At 71.9% G+C, this 16,519-nt stretch carries 14 protein-coding genes; 8 read left to right on the top strand and 6 right to left on the bottom strand.

Annotated features, from left to right (window positions below; all coding sequences use genetic code 11):
• Window positions 1–703: 703 nt before the first annotated feature.
• From ACH4XV_RS09360 to ACH4XV_RS09350, 3 genes are all read right to left on the bottom strand, one after another.
• Window positions 704–892, bottom strand: coding sequence for a DUF397 domain-containing protein (locus tag ACH4XV_RS09360; protein ID WP_395787976.1), 189 nt, complete (start codon window positions 890–892; stop codon window positions 704–706).
• A 73-nt stretch (window positions 893–965) separates the two neighbouring features.
• On the bottom strand, window positions 966–1,160 hold the full coding sequence (locus ACH4XV_RS09355; protein ID WP_395787974.1) for a DUF397 domain-containing protein: 195 nt from the start codon (window positions 1,158–1,160) through the stop codon (window positions 966–968).
• A 4-nt stretch (window positions 1,161–1,164) separates the two neighbouring features.
• Window positions 1,165–1,980 carry a Scr1 family TA system antitoxin-like transcriptional regulator gene (locus ACH4XV_RS09350; protein WP_395787972.1) on the bottom strand — a complete coding sequence of 272 codons (816 nt, stop codon included), beginning with the start codon at window positions 1,978–1,980 and terminating at the stop codon, window positions 1,165–1,167.
• 505 nt (window positions 1,981–2,485) lie between these two features.
• Between ACH4XV_RS09350 and ACH4XV_RS09345 the strand changes: the two genes are divergently transcribed.
• Window positions 2,486–3,289: a phosphotransferase family protein gene (locus ACH4XV_RS09345; RefSeq protein WP_395787970.1), complete on the top strand. Its 804-nt coding sequence runs from the start codon at window positions 2,486–2,488 to the stop codon at window positions 3,287–3,289.
• 36 nt (window positions 3,290–3,325) lie between these two features.
• On the opposite strand, the gene ACH4XV_RS09340 is transcribed toward ACH4XV_RS09345, so the two are convergent.
• Both ACH4XV_RS09340 and ACH4XV_RS09335 read right to left on the bottom strand, forming a co-directional pair.
• Window positions 3,326–4,201 (bottom strand): serine hydrolase, encoded by an 876-nt coding sequence (locus ACH4XV_RS09340; protein ID WP_395788668.1) that lies wholly within the window; start codon window positions 4,199–4,201, stop codon window positions 3,326–3,328.
• A 74-nt stretch (window positions 4,202–4,275) separates the two neighbouring features.
• Complete coding sequence (locus ACH4XV_RS09335; RefSeq protein WP_395787968.1) at window positions 4,276–5,223, bottom strand: LysR family transcriptional regulator; 948 nt, start codon at window positions 5,221–5,223, stop codon at window positions 4,276–4,278.
• Between the two features lie 112 nt (window positions 5,224–5,335).
• On the opposite strand from ACH4XV_RS09335, the gene ACH4XV_RS09330 reads away from it, so the two are divergent.
• Window positions 5,336–7,033: a penicillin-binding transpeptidase domain-containing protein gene (locus ACH4XV_RS09330; protein ID WP_395787966.1), complete on the top strand. Its 1,698-nt coding sequence runs from the start codon at window positions 5,336–5,338 to the stop codon at window positions 7,031–7,033.
• A 234-nt stretch (window positions 7,034–7,267) separates the two neighbouring features.
• Here ACH4XV_RS09330 and ACH4XV_RS09325 read toward each other — a convergent pair whose 3' ends face one another.
• Window positions 7,268–8,188 carry an alpha/beta fold hydrolase gene (locus ACH4XV_RS09325; protein ID WP_379995161.1) on the bottom strand — a complete coding sequence of 307 codons (921 nt, stop codon included), beginning with the start codon at window positions 8,186–8,188 and terminating at the stop codon, window positions 7,268–7,270.
• Window positions 8,189–8,669: 481 nt separating this feature from the next.
• Between ACH4XV_RS09325 and gatC the strand changes: the two genes are divergently transcribed.
• The 6 genes from gatC (at window position 8,670) to ACH4XV_RS09295 (ending at window position 15,948) form a co-directional block, all read left to right on the top strand.
• On the top strand, window positions 8,670–8,966 hold the full coding sequence (gene gatC / locus ACH4XV_RS09320; RefSeq protein ID WP_078975313.1) for an Asp-tRNA(Asn)/Glu-tRNA(Gln) amidotransferase subunit GatC: 297 nt from the start codon (window positions 8,670–8,672) through the stop codon (window positions 8,964–8,966).
• Window positions 8,967–8,971: 5 nt separating this feature from the next.
• A complete protein-coding gene (gene gatA, locus ACH4XV_RS09315; protein WP_395787963.1) occupies window positions 8,972–10,465 on the top strand; it encodes an Asp-tRNA(Asn)/Glu-tRNA(Gln) amidotransferase subunit GatA in 1,494 nt (497 codons plus the stop codon).
• 39 nt (window positions 10,466–10,504) lie between these two features.
• Window positions 10,505–10,741, top strand: a complete 237-nt coding sequence (locus tag ACH4XV_RS09310) for a hypothetical protein (RefSeq protein ID WP_395787961.1) — start codon at window positions 10,505–10,507, stop codon at window positions 10,739–10,741.
• Between the two features lie 14 nt (window positions 10,742–10,755).
• Complete coding sequence (gene gatB, locus ACH4XV_RS09305) at window positions 10,756–12,240, top strand: Asp-tRNA(Asn)/Glu-tRNA(Gln) amidotransferase subunit GatB (RefSeq protein ID WP_395788666.1); 1,485 nt, start codon at window positions 10,756–10,758, stop codon at window positions 12,238–12,240.
• Window positions 12,241–12,657: 417 nt separating this feature from the next.
• Entirely contained in the window at window positions 12,658–12,882 is a 225-nt protein-coding gene (locus ACH4XV_RS09300; protein ID WP_126644110.1) for a hypothetical protein, read from the top strand.
• 159 nt (window positions 12,883–13,041) lie between these two features.
• Window positions 13,042–15,948 carry a helix-turn-helix transcriptional regulator gene (locus tag ACH4XV_RS09295; protein ID WP_395787959.1) on the top strand — a complete coding sequence of 969 codons (2,907 nt, stop codon included), beginning with the start codon at window positions 13,042–13,044 and terminating at the stop codon, window positions 15,946–15,948.
• The last annotated feature ends 571 nt before the right edge of the window (window positions 15,949–16,519 follow it).

The following is a 16,519-nucleotide window of genomic DNA, read 5'->3' as shown; positions in this document are numbered from 1 at the left end:
TCCTGCCCGCTGCTGCCGGCCGGTTTTCGGTGAGCAACGTGCCCGTCTCGTCGGGAGCCCCGGGTCTTGGAGCCCCGCACGCCGGCGGCGGCCCACCCCCGACTCTGACCGGCCCCGCACCAGCCACCCGCAACCCAAGGCGCAATGCCCGCCGGAAGCACCCGGCCCACTCGGGAGGGCTCCTCGCCGGACTCGACCCGAACGCCCTCCTGCCCGCTGCTGCCGGCCGGTTTTCGGTGAGCAACGTGCCCGTCTCGTCGGGAGCCCCGGGTCTTGGAGCCCCGCACGCCGGCGGCGGCCCATCACCGACTCAGACCGGCCCCGCACCAGCCACCCGCAACCCAAGGCGCAATGCCCGCCGGAAGCACCCGGCCCACTCGGGAGGGCTCCTCGGAGGACTCGACCCGAACGCCCTCCTGCCCGCTGCCGCCGGCCGGTTTTCGGTGAGCAACGCGCCCGCCTCGTCGGGAGCCCCCGACTCTCGGAGCCCCGCACGCCGGCGGCGGCCCACCACCGACTCAGACCGGCCCCGCACCAGCCACCCGCAACCCAAGGCGCAACGCGCGCCGGGAACGCCCGGCCCACTTGGGAAGGCTCTCCGGCGAACTCGACTTGACCGGCCGCCCGCTGGTGGCGTCCGTCGGCAAGGCAAGGCCCATGTCTCGTCGAGAAACTCGGGTTCTTGAAGTGCCTGGCAGGTGGATCAGGTTGTCTGGAGGTTTGCCAGCAGAGCCGACCACGATGCCTGGGTGATGGTGAGGTGGCCGAGGTCGGGGGTCTTGCTGTCGCGAACCGGGACGGCGGTGTGGGCGGTTGCTACCTCGATGCAGTTGCCGCCGTTGTTGCCGCTGTAGCTGCTCTTGCGCCAACCGGAGGGCGTGGTCTGTGGCATGGGATCACGAGTCCTTGTGTCGGCGGGCCGGGCTCCGCCGTCCGGGAGTGGGCGGCGGAGGCCGGGCGGCTGGTCAGGTCGCGTGGAGGGTGGTCAGCAGGGCCGACCAGGAGGTGGTGGTGATGGTGAGGTGCCCGACGTCCGGGGCCTTGCTGTCGCGGACCGGGATGGTGTCGAGGGTGGTTGCGACCTCGACGCAGTCCCCGCCGTTGTCGCTGCTGTAGCTGCTCTTGCGCCACTGCTGGGGCGTGGTTGCGCTTGTGATCATGGGCTCACAATTCCTTCAGCACGGAGGCGATCAGGTCCATTGACCGCGTGGTCGAAAGAGCCTCGGCAGTCAGCAGATCGTAGGCTCGCTGAGCGGCCTTCACTTCGGCCGGCGACGCCAGAATCTGCCCCTGCAAGAATCCGTCCACGTAGACCACGTCTGGCCCTTCGTCCAGCGTAAGCGCTGCGAACGGTCCGCCAACCCCCGCGTGGCCTCCGGCTTCGTACGGAATCACCTGGATCACGAATCGGGGCTGTTGCGCGAGTTCGATGACTCGCTCGAACTGCTCTCGCATGATCTCCGAACTCCCCCAGCGGCGGCGCAGGGCGTTCTCGTCCAGGACAGCACGGAACTCCGGAGGATCGGCGCGCTCAAAGATGCGTTGCCGTTGCATCCGAGCCGTGACCTGCTCCTCCAGTTGGTTCGCTTCCGGGCGCCGTGCCGCCAGGATCGCGCGGGCGTAGCGCTCCGTCTGGAGCAATCCCGGAACCACCTGCACCTGGAACGACCTGATGATCGTCGCCGCCTCTTCGAGTTCGACGAACGGCCTGAACCACGTCGGGTACGCGTACCTGATCACCAGTGGCCACAACCGCTGGAAGCGGTCGCCCGTTTCGAAGAGTTCGTCGGCGAGCTTGGACAGGTCTTCGGTGGGGAGGCGCTTCGCGGCCTCGATCTTGTTGAGCAGCGACGGGGCCATCCAGGCGCGTTTGGCCATCTCGCGTTGGGTCATCTTGATCTTTTCGCGCTCGCGCCTCAGTTCGGTCGCGTAGAACTTCAGAACGGACGCCGAGGGGTCCAGTTCGGTGGCGGCGGACACAGTGCCCCCAGAAACGTGTTGAAAGCGAACGAAGTCAACCCCGGCCCCAGCCGATCATAGGCACTTCTCGTCACGCTTGGCTTACAAACGACTGCATTGAGCTTGTATGTCAACGAAAGGCGGCCCGGCATGACCCACCCCCTGCGAAAGCCCCTCGCCCCATCGCATCTCATCGACGCGGAAGCCGAATCCGTCCCCGAGCTGCCGGGCAGCGGCATCACGATCGCCGTGTACACGGTCGGGCCGGAGGGAGTGCGCGTGGTCGTGCCGCGCGGGCGGCACAAGCGTTCGGCGCGGGATCCGTGGCCCACCCCGGATCCGCCGTGTCGGTGTTCGCCGGATTGCCCGATGCGGTGAACTTCCCGGCGTAGCCGGGTCCCTCGCGCGGCGCCCACCAATCGGCGTCGGGGCTCAAGTCTTGGGAGTCGGGCGCCGATTACGCGGTCGAGGGCCCCGCGACCCTCGCGGTCCCCACGATCCCGTGAACGAATCGAGAGGCATGTGTATGACTGCGCGTTACGTATGGGACGACCTGCCCCGCGCCGTTCGGCGGGGCGTCGAGTCGGTCGTGGGGACGGTCGTCGGGGCCGAGAGTCCCGACACCTCGTGCCACACGTCGCCGTTCGTGGCGGCGCCGGCCACCGCGGAAGGCGGCCGTGCGTTCGCCAAGGGTGCGCCGATCGGGGACACCGACGCGGCCGAGGGGTTGCGGCGGGAAGCGGTGGTGTCGCCGATCGTGGGGCGGTTCGCGGCGACGCTGCTCGGGGAGATCGCCGTCGACGGGTGGCGCGTGCTCGTGTTCGAGTATGTCGACGGGGCGCATCTCGACCTCTCGCCCGGCTCCGATGAACTGGGTGTGCTGGCCGAGACGTTGGAGGACGTACAGACCATCGACCCGCCTTTCGGCGTCGAACTGCCGACCCTCGCCGAACGATGGGAGAAGTACCTGACCGGCGACGAGCGTTCCCTGCTGGTCGGCGACGCGCTCCTACACACGGACCTGGTCCCGGAGAACCTGCTGATCAGGTACGCCGGTTACGGCCGTCGGCTGTACCTGCTCGACTGGGGCCGCGCGGCGATCGGGCCCGCGTGGGCCGAGTACGCCGGGCTCTACGACCGACTGCTCGTGCGTGGCCACACTCCCGAGTCGGCCCGGGCCTGGCTGAATCGCTTCCCCGTGTGGCGGCACGCCGGCCGCGCCGCGCTGTGCGCCTTCGTCGCGGCCCGGCAGCGGCAGGAGATCGACCTCATGGGGGACAAGGCCGCCGCCCCCGGCGTCGCGCGCTGGGCGACGCTGCTCGACGAGTGACCGGCGACGCCGCCCCCCGCTCACCGCACCCCACCCTCACCGCACCCTCAGCGCATCCACCGCCAACCTCCCCACCGTCCCGATCACCGCGTCCGCAGCCGGCAGCGAGGCCGCCGTGTCGGCCGAGCGGGTGCAGACCGTGATCGCGTAGCGTCCGCCGTCCGGGTATTCGACCACGCCGGCCTCGTGTCGCATCGTCGGCAGCGTGCCGGTCTTCCCGGAGACCCGGACGTCGTCGAACGGGAATCCGGACGCCAGCCGGTGCGACCACGCCTGGAGGCCGAGCACCCGGCGCAGCCCCGCCCCGAATTCGCCCCCGCACGCCTCGTCCCGCCAGATCGCCGCGAGCAGCCGGGTCAGGTCGCGAGGCGTGCCCCGGTTCGAGCGGTTCGGATCGAGGGCCCGCAGCCGGGCCACCACGGCCGGATCGACCAGCGCCGCCGGGCCGTTCGGGCCGGCGTCCTCCCGCATGCCCGCATACAGCTCGCGCAGCGGTTCGATCGCCACCGTCCGGGTCAGGCCCAGTTCGACCATGGTCGCGTTCACCGTGTCCAGGCCCAACTCGTCCCACAGCGCGTCGGCCGCCGCGTTGTCGCTCACGGCCACCGTCAGCGAGGCCAGGTCGCGCAGCGACATCGTGACCGGATCCAGCATCGCGGCCACGCCGGTACCGCCCGGCGAACGCCCGGCGCCGACGGGCAGTTCGAGCCGCCGGGTGAGCTCCACCCGGCCCGCCGCCGCCTCCCGGAACAGCGTGGTGACCAGGCACAGCTTGTGCAGACTCGCGGTGCTGTACAGCGTGTCCGCGCCCACCTCGACCTCGCGACCCGTGTCGATGTCGACCGCGTGCAGCGCACCGGTGACGCCGGCGTCGGCGAACGCGGCGGTGATGCGCCCCCGGACCGTGCGCAGGACGCGCGGCGACGAGGCGCCCGGGCTCGGGCGGCCTGGGCCGGGGTCGCCGTCGGGTGCGGTGCGGGGATCGGTCACAGCGGGAACTCCGAGGCGGGGCGCGGGAAGAGCGGTCGGCCGGGACGTTCGGCGAGCACCCCGGCGTGGTGCCGCAACGCGTCCTGCGCGGTCTCGGTGAACGCCCGTACGGCCAGCCCGTCGGCGCCGCGCGGCCAGGCCGTCGAGGTGCGCCACGTGAGCGGCGTCCCGGCCAACGGCCGCCACACCGTGCCCGGTTCGGACGCGGTCGCGGGCATCAGCGCCACCGCCGCGCCGGACAACACCAGCGCTCGGGCGAAGTCGCCGGCCGGGACGTCGTGCACCGCCGCCGGCGTACAGCCGTGCCGGGCGCATGCGGTCAGCGTCTCGTCGTACAGCGCCGGGGCGAACTCCCGGGGAAACAGCACCAGCTCACACCCCGTCAGCTCGGCGAGCGCGATCTCGGTCGAGCCCGCGAGCGGGTTCCCGGCGGCCAGGAGCACCCCGAGCGGCTGGTAGGACATCGGCCCCAGTTCCAGATCGCCCACCGCGCACGGGTGGCGCAGTACGCCCACGTCGAGGGTGCCGGCCGCCAACTCGCGCAGTTGCCCGGCGGTGGTCAGCTCGCGCAGCTCCAACCTGCCGCCCGGCGAGCGGTCCCGGAACCCGGTCAGGATCGCCGCGACGGCCGCGCCGCCCAGATCCGGCGGCACGGCCGCCCGGATCGCGCCCGTGGCCCCGCTGCGCAACCCGGCCACGGCCGCGCCGAGCCGATCGGCGGCGGCCAACAACGCGCCCGTCTCGGCCAGGACGACCCGGCCCGCCGGGGTCAGCGCGACCCCCCGACTGTTGCGATCGAACAGGCGTACGCCCAACTCGCGTTCAAGCCGTTGGATGCGCTGCGACAGGGACGGCTGGGCCACCCGCAGTCGTTCGGCGGCCCGGCCGACGTGTCCTTCCTCGGCAACGGTCCGGAAGTACCGGAGATGCCGAAGGAGGTCCATGACCAGCAATGATAGTCGTAGGGCTATCGGTCCCTGTGCGATCACACTCTTGGACCTCCCGGTCGAATCCCTGTTCTCCTGTCGGGGCACGCGCAGATCGGGGAGGACGCAGATGACGCACGGAGTGAACGCGATATCCGGGTCGCCGGGGCCACCCGGATCGCCAGGGTCGCCCGGACCGCAGACCCGAGCCGGGCGCCGCTCCGGGCGGCCCCGCCGCGCCTGGGCCCTCGTGGTCGCGGGTGCGCTGGTCCTCGGCGGCACCGGCTGGGCCGCCGCCGATCGCTGGCTCGCGGGCGGGGACGACGACCGGCTCGGCCCGGCCGGGGCGCGGGGCACGGCGAGCGGCGAGGCGGACCGGGCCGCGCGTACCTTCCTCGACCACTGGGCCGCCGGCCGCTGGGCGGAGGCGGCGCGGCTGACCGACGATCCGCCGACCGCCGAGACCACGCTGCGCAGCTTCACCGTCGGCCTGGAGATCACCGAGCCCACGTTCACTCCCGGCCCGGCCCGCACGGCGGCGGCCGGCGCGGTCACGGTGCCGTTCGGCGCGGCGATGCCGGTGGCCGGACTCGGCGCGTGGAACTACGACTCGACGCTCACCCTGGCCGAGGGCGACAAGGGCTGGATCGTGAAGTGGCAGCCGGCCCTGGTCCACCCCAAGCTCGGCGCCGAGGCCAAGTTCCGGCTGGCCAAGGGCGCGGCGGGCGCGCCGGCGGCGAAGGTGCTGGACCGCAACGGCGGCGTCCTGTCCCCGGCCGACCACCCGTCGCTGACCCCGATCTTCGCCGCAGCCGGCAGCGGGGCCGGAGCCGGTGGCGGAGCGGTACAGCTGATCAACCGGGCCACCGGCGAAGTCGTGTCGACCGAGGCCGAGTTCGGCGCGGCCAAGCCGGCCCCCGGCGGCGGTCCGGTGGCCACCACGATCGACCCGAGGCTCCAGCGCGCGGCGGACGCGGCGGTGGCGAAGCACGCGAACGGGCGGCTGGTCGGCCTGGTCGCGGTGAGCATCGACAAGGGCGAGGTGCTGGCGTTCGCGAACGCGCCGACCACGGGCATGAATCGGGCCTTCATGGGCCGGTACGCACCCGGCTCGACGATGAAGGTGATCACCACCGCGGCGCTGCTGAGCAAGGGCGCGGTGAAGCCGAGCGACGTGGTGGACTGCCCGAAGTACCTGACCGTGGGCAAGCAGTTCCACAACGTGGAGACGTCGGAGATCCGCGGTGCCACGTTCCGCGAGGACTTCAAGCACTCGTGCAACACGGCGTTCGTCTCGCTGCGGGGCAAACTCGGCAACGACGAGCTGAGCCGATTCGCGAACGACCATTTCGGGATCGGCCAGGAGTGGAAGACGGGGATCGCCTCGTTCGACGGCAAGGTGCCGCTGCCGGTGGACGAGACCGACAAGTCGGCGGCGATGTTCGGCCAGGGCACGGTACAGGCGAACCCGCTGGTCATGGCGTCGGCGACGGCGACGGCGGTGTCCGGCAAGTTCCGCCAGCCGGTGGTGATCAAGGGCCAACGGCCCACCGCGAAGGGCCGCGACCTGCCCGCGTCGGTGGTCGCCGACCTGCGCGGCCTGATGCGCGCGACGGTCACCGACGGCTCCGCCAAGGTCCTGGCCGACCTCCCCGGCGACGTCGGCGCCAAGACCGGCACCGCCGAGGTGACCGAGTCCGGCCCCAACAACGGCTGGCTGGTCGCCTACCGAGGCAACGTCGCCATCGCCTGCCTGGTCGAAGGCGGCATCACCGGCAGCGGCTCGGCCGGCCCGATAGTCCACGACATCCTGTCGACAACGACCTGACCGGCCCCATCACCAACCGAACCGCCCACCGAACGCCGACCTCGAACGCCGACCTCGAACACGGACGTCGAACACCGACCCCAAACGCCAACCTCAAAAACGCCGACCTCGAACGCCGGCCGAGCAATTCCAGCCCGGCCGGCGTTCGAGGCCAAGTAGTCCGTCCGGCGCTTGAGGACAAGCGGGCCGCAGGCCGGCCACCCGCGAACAACCAAGCCCTCCGCCCAAGGAGACCTAAACCCCAAAGGCCAACCCCACAGACCGCCCTATCTCCCGCCGCTGCAGGTAGAAACACGCCTTGTGCGGCTCCGCCCCATGCTCCCCGGTGTACCCACCCCGAAGCACCGGTCCGCCCTCCATAGGCACCGGGAACATCCGCGCCAACGTGGGATCGGCCGCCACGAGATCGTCCCGGTCGGCGAGGTTCACCCAGTTCTCCACGAACGCCGGCGGCTGCGCCGGCTGCGGCCGCACCCACGAGTCGACCACCGTGTCCGGGCCGAGCGGCGACCCGAGCGTGATCAGCAGCGGCAGCGGTCTGCGCAAGCGGTGCGCGAGTTCGTACGCGACCACCGCCCCGAGCGAATGCCCGATCACCACCTTGGTGTCGAAACCGATCTCGGCACCGACCCGATCCAGCACCCGGTTCCGGGTCTGATCGTCCGTCAGGTAGCGGGTGAGCTGAGTGAGCGCCTTGTTCACGAATCCGCCGGCCGAGCCCGGGCCGTCGGCCGCGAACCAGCGCAGCCCCGCGAGTCCACACGTAGGGGAGAGCACGACGGTGCGTCCCGTCTCTCCGGGCCCGCCCTCCAGGCGGGCGATCTCCCTTGCCGCGCGCTGCCGTTCCGGCGGCACCGAGCCGCGAACCGCGGCACGATCCAGCCATTCGCGGCCTATCCGCGCGGTCACCTCGTGCTGGATGTCCTCGTCGATCATTTCGCTCTGCGACGGGTGCCGGCGGAGCAGATCACCATAGAACGCCATCCGCGCGTCGATCCCGCGACGGGTGTGGCGGTACTTCCACAGACGGTCCGCGACCTCGGGAAAACCTGCGGCCTTCACTCCCCGGGCCAGTCGTGGGACCCACTCCTCCTCGAGCGTGTGGGCCGACCTGTATTCCTGCGCGATCCCGTGTACCAGCACGATGGCGGCCATCGTGTCCCCTCCCAAGCCCCGAGTCCTTGACGAGCGCGCTCTCGGACGCCGGGCCCAAGAGTTGTGCGAAGGGCCGATCGACGCGGGGGGACGCAGACCGGAGAGTGGCTTCGCAAGGTTCTCTTACCCAGTCGGTAACGGAAGTTGGCATTTGAGTGAAGTTACTTCCGGGTTGTTCGACGAGATGTGCCATCCGGCCGGAAATATTCGCACCTGCCCGGGGCCGCCACGCCCCCGCCACGCCCCTCGCGGTGCCCTCGGCGCGCGTTCGCGTACCCGTCGAGCCGCTTCGAACGGGCCGTCGCACACCCGCCGAGCCGCTCCGGGCCGGCCGCGCTCCACGTGAACCACCCCGCCGTCGGCCGGTGCACCACCCTGCCCGCGGACCGCGCCGCCGGCCCGTGCGGCCGTCACGGAATCCGTTTCCGCTTCGCCATAGACTTGGCCCCCACACCCGACGAAACCGAAGGAACCCGCCTGCATGCCTGGCATCACGCGCGAGGAGGTCGCCCACCTCGCCCGGCTGTCGCGCCTCGAGCTCGGGGCCGAGGAGCTCGACCACCTCGCGGCCCAGCTCGACGACATCATCGGCGCGGTGGCCCGCGTCGCCGAGGTCGCGGCCGACGACATCCCGCCGACCTCGCATCCGCTGCCGCTGACCAACGTCATGCGGCCGGACGTCGTCCGCCCCGGGCTCACCCCCGAGGAGGCGCTGTCCGGTGCGCCGGCCGCCGAAGAGCAGCGTTTCCGGGTGCCCCGGATCCTGGGAGAGGAGTGACGGCCATGACCGAGACCATCCGCTGGACCGCGGCCGAGACCGCCTCCGCCATCGCCGACGGCAAGGTCACCGCCGTCGAGGTCGCCCAGGCGCACCTGGACCGCATCGAGGCCGTCGACGCCAAGGTGCACGCCTACCTGCACGTGGACGCCGACGGCGCGCTCGCCGCGGCCAAGGCGGTCGACGACGCCCGCGCGCGCGGCGATCGCCTCGGCCCGCTGGCCGGCGTACCGCTCGCGCTCAAGGACGTGTTCACCACCAAGGGCGTGCCGACCACCTGCGGGTCGAGGATGCTGGAGGGCTGGCGGCCGCCGTACGACGCGACCGTGACCCGCCGGCTCAAGGACGCGGGCGTGGTCGTCCTCGGCAAGACCAACATGGACGAGTTCGCCATGGGGTCCTCGACCGAGAACTCCGCCTACGGCCCGACCGGCAACCCGTGGGACACCACGAAGGTGCCCGGCGGCTCCGGCGGCGGTTCGGCCGCCGCCATCGCCTCCTTCCAGGCGCCGCTGGCGATCGGCACCGACACCGGCGGCTCGATCCGCCAGCCCGCCGCGCTCACCGGCACGGTCGGCGTCAAGCCGACCTACGGCGGGGTCTCCCGCTACGGCCTCGTCGCCTTCTCCTCCTCGCTCGACCAGGGCGGCCCGTGCGCGCGCACCGTGCTCGACGCGGCGCTGCTGCACGAGGCGATCGCCGGGCACGACCCGCTCGACTCGACCTCGATCGACGCCCCGGTGCCGAACGTGGTCGAGGCCGCCCGCTCCGGGAGCGTGCGCGGGATGCGCGTCGGCGTGGTCAAGGAGTTCGCCGGCGAGGGCTACCAGGCGGGCGTGCTGGCGCGCTTCGCCGAGGCCGTCGAACTGCTGCGCGAGCTGGGCGCGGAGATCGTCGAGATCTCCTGCCCCAACTTCACCTACGCGATGCCGGCCTACTACCTGATCGCGCCCTCGGAGGCGTCCTCCAACCTGGCCCGCTTCGACGCCATGCGCTACGGCCTGCGGGTCGGCGACGACGGCGAGCACTCGGCCGAGGAGGTCATGTCGCTGACCCGCGAGGCGGGCTTCGGCGCCGAGGTCAAGCGCCGGATCATGCTCGGCACGTACGCGCTGTCCTCCGGCTACTACGACGCGTACTACGGGCAGGCGCAGAAGGTCCGCACGCTGATCACGCGCGACTTCGAGGCCGCGTTCGCGCAGGTCGACGTCCTGGTCTCGCCGACCACGCCGACCACCGCCTTCCCGATCGGGGAGCGCGCGGACGACCCGATGGCGATGTACCTCGCGGACCTGTGCACCATCCCGTCCAACCTCGCGGGCAACGCCGCGATGTCGCTGCCGTGCGGTCTGGCGGACGAGGACGGCCTGCCGGTGGGTCTGCAGATCATCGCGCCGGCGATGGCCGACGATCGGCTGTACAAGGTGGGCGCCGCCGTCGAGGCCGGCTACCTCACCCGCTGGGGTGCCCCGCTGCTCGACCGCGCGCCCGCGCTCTGATCCTTCCCGACTTTCCCGGCGACTTTTCGAGGAGTCGATATGGCCAAGAAGAAGAAAGCCCCCAAGAGCAACATCGGCAAGGTCTTCAGCGTCGGCATGCAACTCGTCGGCGCCTTCGGCGTGATCAAGCAGATCAAGGAGGCGCGCGGCAAGAACGACAAGCTCGAACTGGCCGACGCGGTGATCAGCGCCGCCGCGGTCGTCACCGGCTTCGCCCTGCTGATCCGGGCGATGCGCGAGAGCGACGACGAGCTGACGGAGGCCGACGCCCTGTGAGTACCACCAGCCTGATGTCCTACGAGGACGCGCTGGAGACCTACGACCCGGTGATGGGCCTGGAGGTCCACGTCGAACTGGGCACCGCGACCAAGATGTTCTGCGGCTGCTCGACCGAGTTCGGCGCCGCGCCCAACAGCCAGGTCTGTCCGACGTGTCTGGGCATGCCCGGCGCGCTGCCCGTGGTCAACGCGACCGCGGTCGAGTCGGCGATCCGGATCGGCCTCGCGCTCAACTGCTCGATCGCCGAGTGGTGCCGCTTCGCCCGGAAGAACTACTTCTATCCGGACATGCCGAAGAACTTCCAGACCTCGCAGTACGACGAGCCGATCGCGTTCGACGGCTACCTCGACGTCGAGGTCGAGGGCAGGACCTGGCGGGTCGAGATCGAGCGCGCGCACATGGAGGAGGACACCGGCAAGTCGCTGCACATGGGCGGCGCGACCGGCCGCATCCACGGCGCCGACTACTCGCTGCTCGACTACAACCGGTGCGGCATCCCGCTGATCGAGATCGTCACCAAGCCGATCGAGGGCGCGGGCGAGCTGGCCCCGCTGGTCGCCAAGGCGTACGTGGCCGAACTGCGCGAGCTGATCCGCGCGCTCGGGGTGTCCGAGGCCCGGATGGAACTCGGCCAGATGCGCTGCGACGCGAACCTGTCGCTCCGGCCCAAGGGGCGGGAGAAGTTCGGCACCCGCAGCGAGACCAAGAACGTCAACTCGCTGCGCTCGGTCGAGCGGGCCATCCGGTTCGAGATCCAGCGGCACGCCACGGTGCTCTCCGACGGCGGCACCATCGTCCAGGAGACCCGGCACTTCCACGAGGACGACGGCAGCACCACCGCCGGTCGGATCAAGGAGGAGGCGGAGGACTACCGCTACTTCCCCGAGCCCGACCTCGTGCCCGTCGCGCCCTCGCGCGAGTGGGTCGAGGAACTGCGCGGCACGCTGCCGGAACTGCCGTCGCTGCGCCGGGCCCGGCTCCAGGCCGAGTGGGGCGTCAACGACTTCGAGATGCAGTCGATGGTCAACGCGGGTGTGCTCGACGTGATCCTGGCGACGATCGACGCCGGGGCCGACGCGGACGCGGCGCGCAAGTGGTGGCTGGGCGAGTTGTCCCGGCGGGCCAACGAGCGCGGCGTCGAGGTGGCCACGCTGCCGATCACCGCGACCCAGGTCGCCCGCGTGGCGGCGCTGGTCAAGGGCGGCGAGCTGAACGACAAGCTGGCCCGCCAGGTGATCGACGGCGTCCTGGCCGGCGAGGGCGAGCCGGACGCGGTGGTCGAGGCGCGCGGGCTCAAGGTCGTCTCGGACGACTCCGCGCTCGGCGCGGCCGTGGACGAGGCGATCGCGGCCAACGCGGGCATCGCCGACAAGATCCGCGGCGGCAAGGTGCAGGCGGTGGGCGCGCTGGTCGGCGCGGTGATGAAGACCACGCGCGGGCAGGCCGACGCGGCGCGCGTGCGGGAGCTGATCCTGGAGCGCCTGGGCGTGTCCTGACCGGGCCGCCTTCCCGGATGGTGCGAAGAGCCCCCGACCGCCGCGTGCGGTCGGGGGCTCTTCGGCGTTCGTGGCCGGCCTTCGCCGATCGGCCCGAGGCTGTTCGCGTCGGTGTCCGCCGTTCTTCGGCGTCCCGATTCCCGGTCAGGGCCGGTGTTCGGCGCCCGTTGGCCTCCGTTCAGCGGCTCTTCACCGTCCGTGGTTGGAGAGTACCTCGGTGTGCCTGAAGTTCCACCGGGGTTCTCCCTAGGTCTGTTCGACCCCCTTATCGGGTTCTTCCGAGCCGCCTTAGATCGGTATCGGGCGAGCCGAGTGATCCCGGATGCGGCATCCGACCGATGCTTTTGGCCCCCCTGGGACGCGAAGCTCGTACCACGAGCCGGACGGACCGGCTCGGTGACCCGGAGGTCGAACACCATGTTGGAATACGAACTCTTCCGCACCCGCGAACTCGAACTGCGCGCCACCGCCGAGCGCGACCGCGTGGTCCGCGAGGCGCTGCGCACGAGCCGGCTGGCGGCCAAGGCCGCGCGGGCGGCTCGGCGCGAGGAGCGGCGAAGCGGTCACGGTGCCGGCGGTCTCAGTTCCGATCGCGGCGTATCGGGGTGGCGGATATCCCATCTGCGCCTGTTCGCGCGGTAGAAGCGCGTAAGACGCGAGGCAGGCACGTGACGCCGGCCACGCTCGGCAGAACCCTGCGGCTGACCTGCGCAAACGGGTTTCGCCGGGCGTGAAATACCCCGCTGCGAGGGGGAGGGACGTGACATGCTCGGCATCGTGGCGAGTATTTCGGTTTCTCCCGTGTTCGTAGGCCGTTCCCTGGAAATGGCGCGGTTCGGCACGGCCCTGCGTGAAGCCGACGAGGGCACGCCGGGCGTGGTGCTCGTCGGCGGCGAGGCCGGCGTGGGCAAGACTCGGCTGCTCCAGGAGTTCCTGCAGCGCGCCGAGGAGCAGGGTGCGGTCACCACCGTCGGCGGCTGTCTGGAACTGGGCGCGGAGAGCCTGCCGTTCGCGCCGATCTCGGCCGCGCTGCGCACCCTCTCGCGCCGGATGGGCCCCGAGCTGGCCGAGGCCGCCGCCGGCCGCGAGCGCGACCTCGCCTGGCTGCTGCCCGACCTGGCGCCGGGCACCATCACGCGCGACGGCGAGTTCGACCGGGTCCGCCTGTTCGAACTGATGCTCGGCCTGCTGGAGCGGCTCGGCACCGACCGCACCCTGGTCATCGCGATCGAGGACCTGCACTGGGCCGACTCGTCCACGCGCGAACTGCTCGGCTTCCTGTTCCGCCTGCTGCGCACCGGCCGCATCCTGATCGTCGGTACATATCGCGCCGACGCGGTCGGCCGCCGCCACCCGCTGCGCTCGTTCCTGGCCGAGCTGGACCGGGTGTACAACGTCTCCCGGATCGACCTCAGCCGGCTCACCCGGGCCCAGGTCGGCGACCAGCTGCGCGGCATCCTGCGCGAGGAGCCGCCGCGCCGGCTGATCCGGCAGATCTTCCAGAAGTCGGAGGGCAACGCCTTCTTCGTCGAAGAGCTGGCGTGCAGCATCCGCGACGGCCAGCTCACGGGCATCTCCGACACGTTGCGCGACCTGCTGCTGATCCGGATCGAGGAGTTGTCCGAGGACGCGCAGAAGGTGATCCGGCTCGCCGCGATCGGCGGGGTCACGGTCGGCCACCGGCTGCTCACCGAGGTCTCCTGGCTCGACCCCGACCGGCTGGAGGAGGCGCTGCGCACGGCGGTGTCCGCGCACGTCCTGGTGCCGACGGGCGACGAGTTCCAGTTCCGGCACGCGCTGGTGCGCACCGCCGTCCGGGAGGACCTGATGCCGGGCGAGCGGGTCCGGCTCTACGCGACCTTCGCCGAGGCCCTGGAGCGCTGCCCCGACCTGGTCGGCGCCGACGAGCTGCGCGGACGCATCGCGACGTACTGGTTCCACGCCGGCAAGGCGGTCAAGGCGCTGCCGGCGGTGCTCGCGGCGGCCGAGGCGGCCCGTGAGCGCTATGCCTTCGACGAGCGCACCCGGCTGCTCGAGCGGGCCCTGCTGCTGTGGGAGCAGGTGCCCGATCCGGAGCGGTTGAGCGGTCGCCGGCTGCTCGACATCTACATCGAGGCGGTCACCGCGGCCCGGCTGGGCAGCGAGCGGGAGTTGGCCATCCACTTCTGCAAGCGCGCCATCGAACTGGTCGACCCGGTCGCCGAACCCGAGTTGGCCGCGTTCCTGTGGCGGGAGAAGGCCCGCGGTCTGCGCACGATGTGCCGCTCGTCGGGCCGGCCGGAGCTGAACCGGGCCAAGGAGATCCTGGACGGACTGCCGCCGTCGAAGGAACAGGCCCGCGTGCTGGCGCACATCGCCCGGGACCGGATGCTCGACGGCGAGGGCGGGGAGGTGGTCGCCGACGCGATGATCGCGCTGGAGCACGCGCAGCTCGTGGGCAGCCCCGACATCGAGGCCGAGGCGCGCAAGACGCTCGCCTGCGGCCTGGTACAGATCGGCCGGGTCGAGGAGGGCATGGCGCAGCTGGCCCTCGCCGAGGAGACCGCGATCCGCAGCAGCGAGCCGGACAGTCGCGTACACATCCTGAGCAACAAGGCATCGCTCCTGGAGGGCCTGGGCCGACACCGGGAGAGCACGGTGGCCGCGCGACTCGCGATGGAGCTGGCCGCCGAACGCGGACTCACCCGCACGTCGGGCTCGTTCGCGCTGGGCAACCTGGCCGAGTCGCTGCTGTCGGTCGGCGACTGGGCCGATCTGGCGACGCTGGTGGAGAAGACCCTCGATCTGGATCCGGGCCCGCAGACCACCCGCCACCTCGAACTGCAACTCGTCGGCCTGTGCCTGGCGCGGGGCGACGTGCGGGGCGCCAAGGCGCACCTGCGGCGGTCCCGGCTGGCCGCCGGCTCGCGCTACGTCGAGGCGCAATACGCGATCCCGCTGGCCCGCGCGGAGATCCGGGTGGCCGAGGCGCAGGGCAGGCTGGACGAGGCCCGCGAGGCGCTGGTCGCGGCACTGGCCGCCGGCTGCCCACCCGGCCACCAGCGCTACATGTGGCCCCTGCTCGCCGACGCCGCCGCGAACGAGGCCGACGCCCGCACCTCGACCGTGCGCCCCCGCGAATCGGAGCTGAAGACCCGCCAGGACATCGCCGACCGGATCGCGGCGATGGCCGCGTCGCTGGCGATCGACTGCCCACTCGACGCGGCCTACGCCGCGCTGGTCGGGGCCGAGTCGGCCCGGGCGGCCGGCACCGACGATGCCGAACTGTGGGGCCTGGCCGCCGCCGCCTGGGAGCTGACCGAACAGCCCTACCGCACCGCCTGGGTCCGCTTCCGCCACGCCGAGACCCTGCTCGCCACCGGCAACCGCGACGCCGCCGCCCGCCGCCTGGCCGAAGCCGCCGAAACGGCCGCCCGGCTCGGGGCCAAGACGCTGCACGAACACATAGACCTGCTCAGCCGCCGAGCCAGGGTCGGCCCGCCCACCCAGGGCGAGTCCGACACGACCCTGCCGACCCTGACCCCACGCGAGATCGACGTCCTGCGGCTGGTCGCCGACGGCCGCAGCAACCGCCAGATCGCGGAGGAGCTGTACATCAGCGCCAAGACCGCCAGCGTCCACGTCTCGAACATCCTGGCCAAACTCCAGGTCACCGGCCGAGGCGAAGCAGCGGCGGTGGCACATCGGCTGCACTTGGTGGACGGCTAGCGGGATCACCTCTGCCCGTGCCGCGATGGTCCAGCCGCAGACGGGCCGAGCGGTGGCACCGGCCGGCTCGGCGAGCCATTCGGCCCGCCGCCGCCGGCGGCGGGCGGGGGGCGCTCGGGTCGGGTTCGCCGGGCGTGCGTTTCCGAGTGGGCCGGGTGTTTTCGGCGGGCGTTGCGCCTTTGGTTGCGGGTGGCTGGTGCGGGGCCGGTCAGAGTCGGGGGTGGGCCGCCGCCGGCGTGCGGGGCTCCGAGTCATGGGCTTCCGGCGAGGCGGGTGCGTTGCTCACCGAAAACCGGCCGGCAGCGGCGGGCAGGAGGGCGGCCGGGTCGGGTTCGCCGGGCGTGCGTTCCCGAGTGGGTCGGGTGCTTGCGGCGCGTGTTGCGCCTTTGGTTGCGGGTGGCTGGTGCGGGGCCGGTCAGAGTCGGGGGTGGGCCGCCGCCGGCGTGCGGGGCTCCAAGATCCGGGCTCCGGCGAGGCGGGCGCGTTGCTCACCGAAAACCGGCCGGCAGCGGCGGGCAGGAGGGGGCTCGGGTCGAGTCTGCCGAGGAGCCTTCCCGAGTGGGCCGGGCGT

The organism is Embleya sp. NPDC020630 (assembly GCF_044334985.1).
In the GTDB taxonomy this organism is placed as follows: domain Bacteria; phylum Actinomycetota; class Actinomycetes; order Streptomycetales; family Streptomycetaceae; genus Embleya.
The sequence above is the reverse complement of the archived record's forward strand: the minus strand, read 5'-3'. Positions and strand labels throughout refer to the sequence as shown.